At 70.1% G+C, this 12,232-nt stretch carries 10 protein-coding genes; 3 read left to right on the forward strand and 7 right to left on the reverse strand.

What is annotated here, in order from left to right:
• From CCN51_RS47300 to CCN51_RS47330, 7 genes are all read right to left on the reverse strand, one after another.
• Positions 1–708: replication-relaxation family protein (locus tag CCN51_RS47300; protein ID WP_245881826.1), on the reverse strand; the 708-nt coding region annotated here is incomplete at its 3' end.
• Positions 709–763: 55 nt separating this feature from the next.
• On the reverse strand, positions 764–3,175 hold the full coding sequence (locus CCN51_RS47305; protein ID WP_014181128.1) for a DUF8128 domain-containing protein: 2,412 nt from the start codon (positions 3,173–3,175) through the stop codon (positions 764–766).
• Complete coding sequence (locus CCN51_RS47310) at positions 3,163–5,022, reverse strand: VirB4 family type IV secretion system protein (protein WP_014181129.1); 1,860 nt, start codon at positions 5,020–5,022, stop codon at positions 3,163–3,165. The genes CCN51_RS47305 and CCN51_RS47310 overlap by 13 nt, the downstream gene beginning before the upstream one ends.
• Complete coding sequence (locus tag CCN51_RS47315) at positions 5,019–5,966, reverse strand: PrgI family protein (RefSeq protein WP_043492270.1); 948 nt, start codon at positions 5,964–5,966, stop codon at positions 5,019–5,021. Before CCN51_RS47315 ends, CCN51_RS47310 begins: the two co-directional genes overlap by 4 nt.
• Before the next feature lie 6 nt (positions 5,967–5,972).
• Positions 5,973–7,526, reverse strand: coding sequence for a TrbL/VirB6 family protein (locus tag CCN51_RS47320; protein WP_238545508.1), 1,554 nt, complete (start codon positions 7,524–7,526; stop codon positions 5,973–5,975).
• Between the two features lie 359 nt (positions 7,527–7,885).
• Positions 7,886–8,263 (reverse strand): pilin, encoded by a 378-nt coding sequence (locus tag CCN51_RS47325; RefSeq protein WP_014181132.1) that lies wholly within the window; start codon positions 8,261–8,263, stop codon positions 7,886–7,888.
• A 320-nt stretch (positions 8,264–8,583) separates the two neighbouring features.
• The gene (locus tag CCN51_RS47330; protein WP_014181133.1) at positions 8,584–9,357 is read right to left on the reverse strand and encodes a hypothetical protein; all 774 of its coding nucleotides are present in this window, start codon (positions 9,355–9,357) and stop codon (positions 8,584–8,586) included.
• Positions 9,358–9,823: 466 nt separating this feature from the next.
• Between CCN51_RS47330 and CCN51_RS47335 the strand changes: the two genes are divergently transcribed.
• The 3 genes from CCN51_RS47335 to CCN51_RS60395 all read left to right on the forward strand — a co-directional run bounded on the left by CCN51_RS47335 (position 9,824) and on the right by CCN51_RS60395 (position 12,174).
• Positions 9,824–10,483, forward strand: a complete 660-nt coding sequence (locus CCN51_RS47335) for a hypothetical protein (protein WP_014181134.1) — start codon at positions 9,824–9,826, stop codon at positions 10,481–10,483.
• 15 nt (positions 10,484–10,498) lie between these two features.
• The gene (locus CCN51_RS47340; RefSeq protein ID WP_014181135.1) at positions 10,499–11,452 is read left to right on the forward strand and encodes a TRM11 family SAM-dependent methyltransferase; all 954 of its coding nucleotides are present in this window, start codon (positions 10,499–10,501) and stop codon (positions 11,450–11,452) included.
• Positions 11,453–11,757: 305 nt separating this feature from the next.
• Positions 11,758–12,174 carry a helix-turn-helix domain-containing protein gene (locus CCN51_RS60395; protein WP_078610724.1) on the forward strand — a complete coding sequence of 139 codons (417 nt, stop codon included), beginning with the start codon at positions 11,758–11,760 and terminating at the stop codon, positions 12,172–12,174.
• Positions 12,175–12,232 lie beyond the last annotated feature (58 nt).

A 12,232-nucleotide genomic window follows, 5' to 3' on the forward strand; every position in this document is an offset into this window, starting at 1 on the left:
GGTGTGGATGAGGAGGGCGGGGCGGGTGCCGGTGGAGGTGGTGAAGGCGGTGTATCCGGCGAGTTTGGCCTCCACCCGGGACAGCGGCTGGGTGCCGGTGTCGTATTCGAGGAAGAACGGCAACGCGCGCGGGCTCTCAGTAGCGCCGGATGGGTCTTGCCAGTGGGCGTAGGCGTCGGGGCGGATCATGTCGTCCCAGCGGCGTGCGCAGGAGCGTTCCGACAACCACAGGGCAAGACCTCTGCCGGGGGTGTGGCGGGCCTGGGCGGCCAGGAGCGTGAGGAGTTCGTTGACTCCGGTGTCGTGACCGAGGGAGGGGGAGTAGGCGATGCGGCCGGTGGTGGTGGGGCGCCATCCCAGGGCCGTGGGTTCGCATCCGGTGTGGGCGGCGAGCAGCGTGGCGCCGAGAGGGCCGAGGGTGTAGTGCTCGGGGGCTGAGCCGGTTTGGACCAGGGGGCGGAAGGAGTCCAGGACGGCGTACTGGTGGAGGGTGCGCAGTCGGCGCTGAGCGGAGCGCGGACTGCTGAAGGCCAGGCGAGTGATCTGTGGCGCCGTCAGGACACGGTGTTCGTGGGCCATGGCGGTCAGCCACAGGTCGCGTTCGGTGAGACGGTGGGTGAGCGAGACGACGTCGGTGTGGCGGCGCGTGCGGTGTAGCGGGAGCCGGGACCGGAGGCAGGACGAGGCAGAGCGGGCATGGGCGATCACCACCAAGAGGAGAGAGTTGGGCGGAACGAGGGACGTGTGCCGAGGCAGCGGGGTGTCAGGGGCCCGTGGCGGTCCGGGTGCTGGTGCGGGCCGCGGCGGCGGCTCGCAGGTCGCTCGCGCGACCGGGGACCGGGGGCGGCAGAGGCCGGGTGGTCAGGGTGAAGGCCGCGGATTCGGCTCCGCCGGTCAGCAGGTGGCCAGCGGCCTGGTAGGGGCCGAGGTGCGCCAGGTCGTGTGCGGCCAGCGTGGGCAGGGTGTGGCGTTCCAAGGCGCTCGCGTCTTCGGGCGAGGCGTTGAAGAAGATTTTGTTGCGAGCGTTGGCGGAGATCCCCTCGCGCAGATCGCGCGGGAGCTGCGCCAAGTGCTGGTGGGCGAGCGCCATGGACAGCCGGTAGCCGCGGGCCTCGGCGAGCATGTCCTCCAGCGGATACGGCAAGGTGAGGAAGTTGTGCGCCTCGTCGACGTAGAGGGCGGCGTCGATGCGCTGGTGCTCGGGGGTCCGGGCGCGGGCCGCGGCGGCCTGCCAGGTCCCGGCGACGATGAAGGAGCCGAGCAGCCGCGCTGTCTCTTCGCCGAGGGCGCCCTTGGGAAGGCGGGCCAGGAGGATGCCACCGTCGAGGACCTGGCCGAGTTCGAAGGTGGAGGGGCCTGCGGAGATGGCCCGACGGGCGAATTCACGCAGAAGGAAAGCACGCAGCTTGTTCATCACCGGCCCCACGACAGCGGCGCGGGAAGGCTCGGACATCGACTCGTACCAGGCCCAGAAGCCGCGGAGGACGGGGTCTTTGATGGTGGGGATCAGCCGCAGGCGGAAGGCGGGCTCGCCAAGGAGGCGGGGCACGTCGGCGAGGGTGACCAGCTGGCCGCTGAGGGAGCGGTGCTTGAGGAGGGTGAGGCACGCGGCGCGCATCACATCGTCGGTCCTGGGGCCCCAGAAGGCGGTGAAGATGCGGCGGAAGATGCCGGTGATGTTGTCGACAACGACGTCGATGTCCGCACCGTCGAACACGTTCAGGCACGGCGGGGCGTGTACATCATCGGGATCGATCAGGACGAGGCGGTCGGCGCAGGTGTCGGGGAGCCGGGCGAGGAGGTCGGTGACCAGATCGCCTTTGGGATCGATGACGATCGCTCCCCGGCGGTTGCGCACGTCGTCGAGGACGAGATGGGCGATGAGGGTGGACTTCCCGGACCCCGTTGCGCCCATCAAGTGCACATGGTGACGGGCGTCCGCGACCGCGAGACCCACGGGGCGCCTGGCGCCGGTATCGGAGTGGCCGAGCGGTTTGACGCCCGCGCCAGGTGCGGGCTGGGGCACGGTGGGTGGCGGCAGGACGGACCGGGCGCCGGCGCGCCGCAGACCTGGGGCGTCCGCATCCAGCGGCAGATGGGCGAGGGCCGCGAGCTCGGGGACCGACAACAACGCGGCACGCTGAGGGAACAGACGTCCCTCCAGCAGCCGATGTGGCTTGGGCAAGCGGGAACGGGCGAGCCAGTTGCGCTCCGCGAAAAGTCCAAAAGCGGAGGCCAGCGCGTGAGCCCGTCCTCGGACCAGGTCCTCAGCGCGTTTCTGCTCGGCGGTGCAGGTGGCGGCGTAGGTGATGGCCGTCTGCCACTGGGGGCCGGCGAGCTTGGAGGCGGACTGGCGGATGGCCGCACTGTGCTCGACATCCTGCCGCCCCGTGATAACGGGCTGCGGCCGGTGGAGAAGCAGGGCGCCGAGTGCGGGGAGCCGCCGGGCGGACTGGCCGGCCTTCAATCGCCGCGCCGCCCGGCGGGCGCGTCGCACAGCTGTCCCCGTGGCAGGCCGGACAAGGATCTGCACGAGCGCCGTTTCGTCCTCGCCCATACCGGTAGCGGCCTGCAACAAGGCGCGGAGCGGATCGGCGGCATGCTCGGTGCGCAGCGGCAGCACCTCCGGGCGTGCCGGACGCAGCCGGCCCGCGGTGACCACGTGTCCGGGCGGGATGAGCCCCGGCGGTTCCAGCACGCGGGTGTGGGCCCCGGGCCAGGCCGCCTCCACCGCGCGCCGCACCAGGCCCAGCGGTACCGTGCCCGGCACCCACAGCCGGATGCCCAGCCCTGTGTGGGTCCAGGTGTATTCGAAGCCCAGATGTGGCTGCCCACTCGCTAGGCGGCGCCACCACGGCCGCAACAGACCAGACAGCTGCGCCCAGAGGACTTCGCCGCCTTTGGCAGGAACCCGCGGGGGAGCCAGGATCTCCACGCAGCGCGCGCCCTCGGCGAAGCGCCGCTGGCGCTGGCGACGCAACCGACTCTGTGCGGCGACAGCGCAGACGGCCACGGCTGTGGCGACTGGGGCGAGCACGGGCGCGTACGGGGCAATCCAGCCGAGCACGCGTCGGCCGGCGGCGGCCCAGAAGGCGCCGGGGTCCGTGAGGAAGTCGACCACAAGCCCGTGCGGTTCGGCCGCGGTCACGAGTGCGTTCACGGTCACCGGTCCCACCCCTCGCCGCTGGGATCTTCATCGATGTACAGGCCATCGGGATCGGTGTCGTCGGCCAGGTGCTGAGCAGCGAGTTCTCCGGGATCGGTGGTGATGATCTCGTGCTCGCCGGGCGCGGCCACGGACATCAGTGCGACCTTGTGCCGCTCCCCGGCCAGCAGCAGCGCCTCGCCCTGCCCGGCAGACAAGAGGAACTCCCTCTCGCCGTGCGAGAGGCGAAAGGACTCGTTGATCGCATCGATGGCCTGGGGTGCCTGACGGAGCAGAATCTGTGTCGCTGCATTGGCCACTACCGCCCGGCCCAGCGGAGAGGCGAGCACGTCGTCGGCATCCTGGGTTACCACGGCGAGCCCGGTCCAGTACTTGCGCGCGGCCTTCGCCATCCGGAACAAGAAGCGTGCCCCTGCCGTATCGCGCATCAGCAGCCACGCCTCGTCAACCACCACCAGATGCTTGCCCTGCCGGCCGGCGGCGGTGACCTGGCGCCAGATCGCATCCAGCGCGAGCAGCATCGCCGGAGCCTTGACTTCTTCCGGCAATTGTCGCAGCGCGAAGACCACGAGATGCCCCGAGGTGATCGCGGTACTGGGGCCGTTGAACACCGAGGCATGCGACCCGGTGACGTACGGCGCGAGCCGCTCCGCCAGATCCGTGGCCGCCTGGCTGCCATCCTCGGCGAGCACGGCGGCCAGGTCAGCGAGCACGGGCGGGGTGCGGGTCCAGGTACGCACATCGGCGGTGATCCCGGCCCGGCGGTAGGCACCGAGGATCGCCCGGTCCAGTACGGCCTTCTCCGCCCCCTCCAACGGACTGCCGATGAGCGTGGAGAGAAAGGAGTGCAGGAACAGAACCCGCCGCGTCAGCACATCCTCACCAGCGCTGCTGTCGTGGGGTGGGAGGTCGAAGGGGTTGAGGCGCACCTCGTCCGCGCCGAGCGCGACGACGTTTCCGCCGACGGTCTCCGCGAGGCGAACGTACTCGTTCTCCGGGTCGATGACGGAGCCGGTCACGCCGGTGAACAGCAGCCGCAGCAACTCCAACTTGGCCAGATAGGACTTGCCGGCACCGGAGCGGGCCAGCGTGATGGAGTTGTAGTTGTCGCACCCGAAGCGATCCCACAGCACCGGAGCGCCGGAGACGGCGTTCAACCCGTACAGCACCCTCGAGGGAGTTCCGCCCCCGGCACCTTCGGCGAGAGGAGGGGGTAGGTCGGGGCTGGTGAAGGGGAAGCACGCGGCGAGCGCTGCGGTATCGAAGGTGCGGCGGACCTTGAGCGTGTCGATGCCCAGCGGCAGGGTGGCCAGCCAGCCGGGCAGCGCTCGGTAGGTGGTCGGCGCGACCGTCATCAGCAGCGATTCCGCAACTGCTCGAACGGCAGCGACCTGCTCGGCCAGCGTGTCCTCGTCTGCGGCGTGGACGGTCATGTACAGCCCGACCTGGAAGAGCTTTCCCTCACCCCGGGCGATCCGGTAGGCGAGCTCGGCCGCATCGGCAGCGGCGGCCTCGACGTCCGGGTCGTCCAGGTGCCCCTTGTCGAGGCCGCCGCGCCGGCCGGATTCCAGCCGGGCACGCTGCTTCTTCAGCCCGGCCGCGGCGACCGGGTTGGGGACCGGGCCGATGTGCAGCGCGATGTCGAGGTGCCCGGGGAAGTTCAGCAGGGGAGCCAGCCAGCCGGGCGTGACCTCGGCCGGATAACCGGTCACCACCAGCGTGGAAGCCAGATGGCCGCCGACCGCCAGGGTGCGCGCGTGGATCTCGACGGCCTCCGGGCCGACCGCCTCCAGCAGGTTCTCGCCTCGGACGAGCGTGTCGGCCGCAGCGCGGCGGGCCTTCAACAGCTGGATCACGCGTCGTCTCCTTCAACTTCGGTGCCCACCGGCCTGGTGGGAGAGTCGGGATTGCACGCGGCGGTGATCAGAGCCGCCGTCTCATCGGCGCGCAGGGGGATGACGCTGATCTCGGCGGGTGCGAGTGCCCGGGCTGCTTCGTGGATGCGCTGGATGGCACGACTGCCTCCAGCTGCCGACCGAGGCTGATGTCGCGCGGCCTCTTCGCGTGCGACGAGCACCACCTGGCGCGTCAAAAGCCCCCCTCCTGCTGCTAGCCCGGCGAGGTAGTCGGCGTGAGCGCGCGCTGCCTGCTCCAGGGCGGGGTGCGGAAGAGCGGGCGCGTGGTGGTAGAGCTGGTCGGCCAGGGGCGTGAGGTCGGTGCGGTGGCAGCGGACCAGGATCTGGGTCGGGCCGGTCAGCGAGTTGAGCCAGCGGGCAAACGCCGCGACCACGCCCTGCTGCTCGGCGCCGCTGCGCAGGTCGAAATTGACTGTCGAGCACGTCGCCAGTGCCGCCCGCCCCCGCCCGCGCACATTCAGTACGCCCACGGCGCTGACTCCGGTGCAGGGCATCCGCACCGCCGCCGGCATGGGCCCGGCCGCCTGCGCCAGGCGAGCGTTCACGATGTCAGGCAGCGCCGGCACACCTTCCGGGGCGTCCACACGCCGTTTGAAAGTACGGGCGTGGGCGAGGGCAGCGAGCAGGAACCGGTCCAAACCGATGCCTTCCCGGGCACCCAGCGCGATCGCGGTGACGACCCCGGCCACAGGCACGATCATCACCAAATAGGGGAGCGGGGCCATGACCGGGCGCACGATCCAGTACGCGCCATACAGCGCCAGCGCGGCGGCGGCCAGGATCCCGGTCTGCCGCGCGGTGAGCGGCCCCAGGACACGGTCGGGGCGGGCGATATCGGCGGGGATGCGGGTAGCGGCAACGCCTTCGTCGTTCACATCCGTCATGAACACTCACCTCCGGGGCGGTTCGAGAGGCAACCGCAACTGCGCTGGACGGGCGGCCCGCAGACGCACCCGCTCGGCGGGAACCGGCAACACCAGCTGGCGCGAACGCATCCGCGACCCGGCCGGACTCATGGGCGGTCGCACTGAAGAAAGAGAAGAAAGGCTGAGGGGCGTGGCCTGCGCGCGGGGGGTACGTTCGGCCCGGATCGGCAGCCAGGTCTGGACGGGGCGCCGCGGGCGGCCGGGGACACGCTGCGCGGCCACAGACAGCTTCAGCTGCTGCTTGCGGCGCGCCTGCGAGGGATGGATCACCGTGCGGGAACCTTCCAGACTCGGAGTACGTGACGAGGCGGCTCGCAGACGGCCAGACGGTGCACCCTGGGCCAGGCGCATTGCCGCCGGAACAAGCCCTGATCCGCCGACGCCTGACGCCACAGAGGCGGAGGACCCGCCACCTGCGCCAGAAGAACCAGCGGCTGCGCCGGATCCTGATACGCGTGGCGACCCGCCCGCAGAGCCGGGAGCAGGGCCACGACCGGGCAGACCAGGGATCCGTCCCAGTCCCGGTCCAGGCCCTGGGCGCGGTGGCCGGCCGCCCCCACCACGACCAGGCATGCCACCTCCACCGCCGGGACGGCCGCCACCACGGCGGAGTAGAGGCACGCCAGGCAGGTACCGGTCCATGAGCCGGTACATCGCCAGATGGCGCAGGATCCGCACCGCCGTGGGGGCATGGGGATTGTGGATGGGGGTGGCACGGAAGACGACCTGCATCGTCCAGCCAGGGATCTTGAACAGCACCCAGAACAGCGCGAGCCCGGCCAGCATCTCGCCCAGCTTGTCCGAGTACGGAATCCCCAGCGCGGTAGCCCCGGGGGCGAAGAACAGCTTGAGCGCAACGATGAACGTCATCGACTGCGCGACCTGGATCACCAGACACCCGGCGAGCGCGCGCCACCACAGCCGGGCCATCGGGTCGGTGAGCGGATGGGCGTGGCAGGCCAACGCCAACGGGCCGGAGACCGCCAGCAGGGACATGACGGCGACCCGCACGAAGAACCCGATCAGCACCGCCAGGATCAGCGCGATCATGACGATAGAGACGATCAGCAGATAGATCTTGAGTCCGGGCGCGCCGAACAGAGAGAAGGGCAGGGCACGCTCAACCAGGCCCTGCCCGGCATCGGTCATACCGATGCCCATGATCGCGTGGGAGAGCGCATTGCCGAGGGAGATGGTCTTCCCCATCACGGTCAGCGACGTCGCCGAGGCGATCATCCCGATGAGCAGACGGGGAGCGATCTGCTTGAGCGCGTACCGGGTCTGGACAGTCTCATACCCCATCACCGTGACCCCGCCCGCGGTCACGAAGAGCACGTAGATGCCGACCGTGATGCCCATCGCCCCGGTCCACAGCCGTTTCAGGTCGGCGTGCTTGGTGACATTGGGCGTGGCGAGCAGGGTGTCGGCGAGCAGCTCCCGCAGCGGTTTCATGATCTGCTCGACGATCAGCCCCAGGAACGAGGTGATCGCGTTCACGATCATCCCGGGGATGTCCAAGAGACCATCCAGCCCCCAACCGACCGGGGAACAGTCGCCACCGGTGACCTCGCAGGCCGGCGGCGTCGGTCCCGGAGTCGGCTCCCGAGCCGGCGGGCGTGAGGGCTTGCGGGACGGATGGCCGGGCGCCGGGCTCGGACCGGGCGTGGCCCCAGGCCGGGTAGAACCGGCTCCGGGTTCCGGCGGACTTGCTCCAGGACCGGGCTCAGGCAGCGGCTCTGGATCAGCCGGCGCAGCGGGCAGCTGGAACGCCGGTGCGGACAGGGAGACGGCCTGTGCGGGTGACGCGATGAGCGGACCGACCCCGATGAACAGGACCACGGGTGTCAGGAGAAGAACCCCCCGCAGGCAAACGCGAGTCATTGCCCGCTGCCGTCGTCGACGCCCACGATCTGCTGCAAAACAACCACAACGACCGGGGCGAGAATCGCCAGCCCATAGCCGATGCCAGCGCTCTTCAGCGCACGCTTGGCCGCTTCGACCTCCCCCGGGTCGCCACCGGCCGTCAGATAGCGCACGCTGCCGAAGGTCAAGAACAGCGTGGCGAGCCCAGCGAGCAGCCCCACGACATAGTCCCGCAGATTCGAGATGACCTCCGGGATCGTGGCCACCGCCCACACCATGGGCGGATCCGCCAGCAGCGCAGCAGCGGCCACAGCGACGGTGAACACCAGCCGGACCCCACGGCGCAGTAGCCGACGCACGACGAGGTGCGGCCGACGGAAGCGGCAGAGCATGACAAGGCACCTCCTTCAGACACGAGAACAGCCAGGCAGAACTCAGCGGATGAAAAGAACGGGCGGGGGCGAGCCGGATCCTTCGCCCGGCGCCTGCCTCCTTCGGCAGCAGCGGACGGCTCTCGGGGTGTCAGCACGAGACGGCGTGCCCACCCCCACCCAGCAAAGGACCTGGAAGACGCGAGAGCCGGCATGCGGCCCCCGTTCCAGGCCGGGCGGCTCCTCCCGATGAGCGGAAGGAGCCGCCCCCTTTCACTCCTGATAGAGAATCCCAGCCCGGGATTTTGACACCCCGGAACCAAAATCCTCCCCGGCGGCCCCTACTGGAGGCCGTGGAGGCGCAGGTGGGACGCCAGGCGCTGCTCCGCGGCGTTCCGGTGCCGATAGAGCTGACGCATGCTCACGCCCCGCTCGCAAGCCAGCTGCTGCATCGGCTCCCCATACAACCGGGTACGAGCAATCAGCTGCGCCTCAGCCAGGTCCACTACCCGGGCCCGCACCGCCCGGACCAGCACCTGGTGCTCATCCGTCACCGCGTCGCCCTCCATACCGGTGGTGGCGTGCAGGCGGCCGAGGTAGGCCATCGGCTCACCGGCCTCGCGTTCGCTGCGGCGGCGGGCCGCATAGACGAGGCGGTGCACGGCGCGGTCCGCCGCGCCGAACAGCTCCCGGTCCAGACCCGGATCAGCCGCATCCACCTCCGTGAGGGCGACGGCCACAGCCGCGAGGGCTTCCTGCTCGACCTCCTGACGCTCCAGATGTGCCGGGCGGGGGAGGCGGGCCAGCATCCGGCGCAGCACCGGAATGGTCATGGCCACGGCCACTACACTCCACGGCTCGCCGAGCGTGTGCGCGCGGCGCACGACCTCGCACCAGGTACGCGACCGCAGCTCGGGACGGGTGCTGGGGTGAGCCAGCCGGGTACGGATCCGGTCGACCGGCCAGGCCCCCTCCGCGGGGTCGTCGCACACCAGATGCGCGGGCAAGGTCAGCGGCGCCTCCGCGCGGGCCAGCGCGAGAAACGACTGCTCCAGCTCCTCCAGCGGCGAGGAAGCGACGGTGTGCGGGCGGCGAGGTGCAGGACGGTGGTACATGACACGACTCCCATGAGCGGTTCGGACAACTTCCGCCGCCAGCCCTTTCAACCCGCCGCGCCACCACCGGCCCACCAGCACACCACCGCCAGGCAACAAGCAGCCCTGTGGTCCGCCCTGTGCGATGGCCCGCCCCTGGGCCGCCCGCTATGAGCAGCACCACGGCCCGCACAGCCGCTGCACGAATCGCACACAAAAGATCTTGAAGAAGTTCCCGGCCCTTGTCGCACCCTCAAATGGGGTGGCCCTCAGGTGGCTCGCTGATGGTTCGCGACCGGCTCGCACCCCTACCGACCTGCGACGTCAGCCAACGGCACTATCAGGAACCCCGCGCCGGCATCGCTACCTGACTAGAGCGCCCAGAGCCTCGAACACAGCGCGGAAGATGGCAAAGGACCATCCCCGGAATCTCTATTGATCACGTCAGCACAGACGGCCGGACCCCTTCCCCGGGCGCCACCAGCCGATGACCAACGCCCGACACCGCCGAAACGCCCCCGACAAGCGGGGAGCCTCCCGCACGCTGCCAACCACCATCTGGCTCCCCGGCCCGGATGACCCCAAGGACGCACCCGCTCCCGGCGGCGTGCTGCCCCCCTGGGCGATCCACAAGATCCGCACCGAGTTCACCCACCGCCACGCACCCCTGATCAAGATCCACATCTGCGACACCGAACCGGGCATGGACACCCGCACCCGCTGCGTCACCTACCCCGGCACCCCCGAAAACGACAGCACAGCCAGCACCGGACAGGTCCTGCTCGCCGAACTCCACCCCGACACCCTTCCCACCCCAGGTGACGAACTGATCCCTACCTCCGATGAGATGCCCGGAGCCATGGAGAAGGGCTGGAGCGGCTTCTTCCACCGCGCCCACCACCTCCTGCCCAGCGACGGACTCCTCCTGCTCGCCACCCGGCAGCACCGCGACGCCGGACGCCTCACCGACCCTCTCGGCTCCCTGATCGCCTCAGCACGCACCGCCGGCTTCCGCTACCTGCAGCACATCGTCATCGTCCACGGCCACCCGGCCGATGACCGCATCATGCCCACACCGCCCGAGGACGCCCCGCCAGGCCTGATCCACTCCGACCTCATCGTCCTGTCCGCGATCACCAGCGCATAGAAAGCCGGGTACGCCATGTCCATCCGGGAATCGGTGTGGAACACCGCCCCCACCTCCGCGCCCGCCCAACGCGGCGACCGCTACGCCCTCGGCTCGGCCGATCACCCGGCCAAAATGCTCCCCGCGATCGCCGCCCACGCCATCCGCACCTACACCCAGCCCGGAGACCTGGTCCTGGACCCGATGTGCGGCATCGGCACCACCCTCGTCGAAGCCGTCCACCTCGGCCGCCATGCCTTCGGCACCGAATATGAACCGAAATGGGCCAACATGGCCAGGACCAACCTCGCCCTCGCCGCCCGCCAAGGCGCCACCGGCAAAGCAGCGGTCACCTGCACCGACGCCCGCCACCTCCTCACCCACATCCCACCGGAACGGCACGGCACAGCCGCCCTCGTCATCACCTCACCTCCCTACGGACCCTCCGTCCACGGCCAAGTCCGCTCCACCCGTGAAACCGGCGAGCGCGGCGTGGTCAAGAATCACTACCGCTACAGCCGCGACCCCCACAACCTCGCCCACGTCGCCACCGACCAACTCCTCGACGCCTTCACCCACATCCTCACCCAATGCCGCACCATGCTCCGCCCCGGCGGCACCGCCGTCGTCACCACCCGGCCCTGGCGGACACGCGGCGAACTCATCGACCTGCCCTCCGCCGTCCTCGCCGCCGGCCAAGCCGCCGGACTCACCCCCGTCGAGCGCTGCGTCGCCCTCCTCGCCGGCATCCGAGACAGCCGACTCATCGCCCGTCCCTCGTTCTTCCAGATGAAGAATGTCCGCGACGCCCGCCGCGAAGGCATCCCCCTCCACCTCGTACAGCACGAAGACGTGCTCATCTTCACCCGGCCCGCACCGCACCCCACTGCATCGCGGCACACACCCCGCACCGGCCGTGACAGGTACCCCATCCAGCCGACAACAGGCCGCTGCAACTACCACCGGGCCGACAGGCGGAAGAAAGGGTGACACTGCACCAGCCAGTCGGCCTCACCCACCGCCGCGCCCACAGCCCAACACGGCCACACCAATCAGCAGTCTTCGTCCCGCAGTAGGCGGCCACATCACCAGTCACGCCGAAAAGGAACCCGCGCGCTGCTGGCGTCCCCGCCCGGCACTGGCCCCCGTACCGACCTGAGCGACCTGAGAGTCGTCGACGGAGAAGTCCGCCCAGCCGCGTCGCTACCCCCACCGCTCTTTGTCCAGCCGGAGGAAGTGCCTCGTCGCGCAGAGGGCTTCCGGGACGACACAGCGTTCCACTCATGAGAGGTGCCATGAAGAGACCACTCGTACCCCTCACGTCTGGCAAAGCCCGGGCCCCTTTGCGCCCCGATCGCGAAAGCATCCGCCCCTCAACTGAAGCCTCCGACACCGAACACCATCCCCCACGAAGCCCAGCCACATCACACGACTCCAGCACACGCCGTCAAGGGCCGGACAGCACGCCGCCCGCCCCACCCCCCATCGAGCCACGCGCCCAAGGGCCTGAACAAGCCGCGCAGCGACTGCTACACACTCCCGAACAAGCCGCCGCCCTGCTGCAGGTACCGGCCTCCTGGCTGCGCAAGAAGGCAGCCGCAGAGCGCATCCCCTGCACCAAGGTCGGACGCCACCTGAGGTTTTCCGAAGCCGACCTGGATGCCATCATCCACAGCGGCTCCCGAGGCCCTGACCGCCGCATCGACACCTGACGGCAATCACCCCGACAGGGGGTTCCGCTCTGCCCACCGAGCGAGCGTCCATGGACGC

Origin of the sequence: Streptomyces milbemycinicus (assembly GCF_002154605.1) — a bacterium.
Classification (GTDB): Bacteria; Actinomycetota; Actinomycetes; order Streptomycetales; family Streptomycetaceae; genus Streptomyces; species Streptomyces milbemycinicus.

Bases quoted from the DNA above. Each gene is read 5' to 3' on its own strand.
- CCN51_RS47315 (WP_043492270.1), bottom strand. From the start codon at position 5,966: ATGACGGATGTGAACGACGAAGGCGTTGCCGCTACCCGCATCCCCGCC.
- CCN51_RS47325 (WP_014181132.1), bottom strand. From the start codon at position 8,263: ATGCTCTGCCGCTTCCGTCGGCCGCACCTCGTCGTGCGTCGGCTACTG.
- CCN51_RS47330 (WP_014181133.1), bottom strand. From the start codon at position 9,357: ATGTACCACCGTCCTGCACCTCGCCGCCCGCACACCGTCGCTTCCTCG.
- CCN51_RS47335 (WP_014181134.1), top strand. From the start codon at position 9,824: ATGACCAACGCCCGACACCGCCGAAACGCCCCCGACAAGCGGGGAGCC.
- CCN51_RS47340 (WP_014181135.1), top strand. From the start codon at position 10,499: ATGTCCATCCGGGAATCGGTGTGGAACACCGCCCCCACCTCCGCGCCC.
- CCN51_RS60395 (WP_078610724.1), top strand. From the start codon at position 11,758: ATGAAGAGACCACTCGTACCCCTCACGTCTGGCAAAGCCCGGGCCCCT.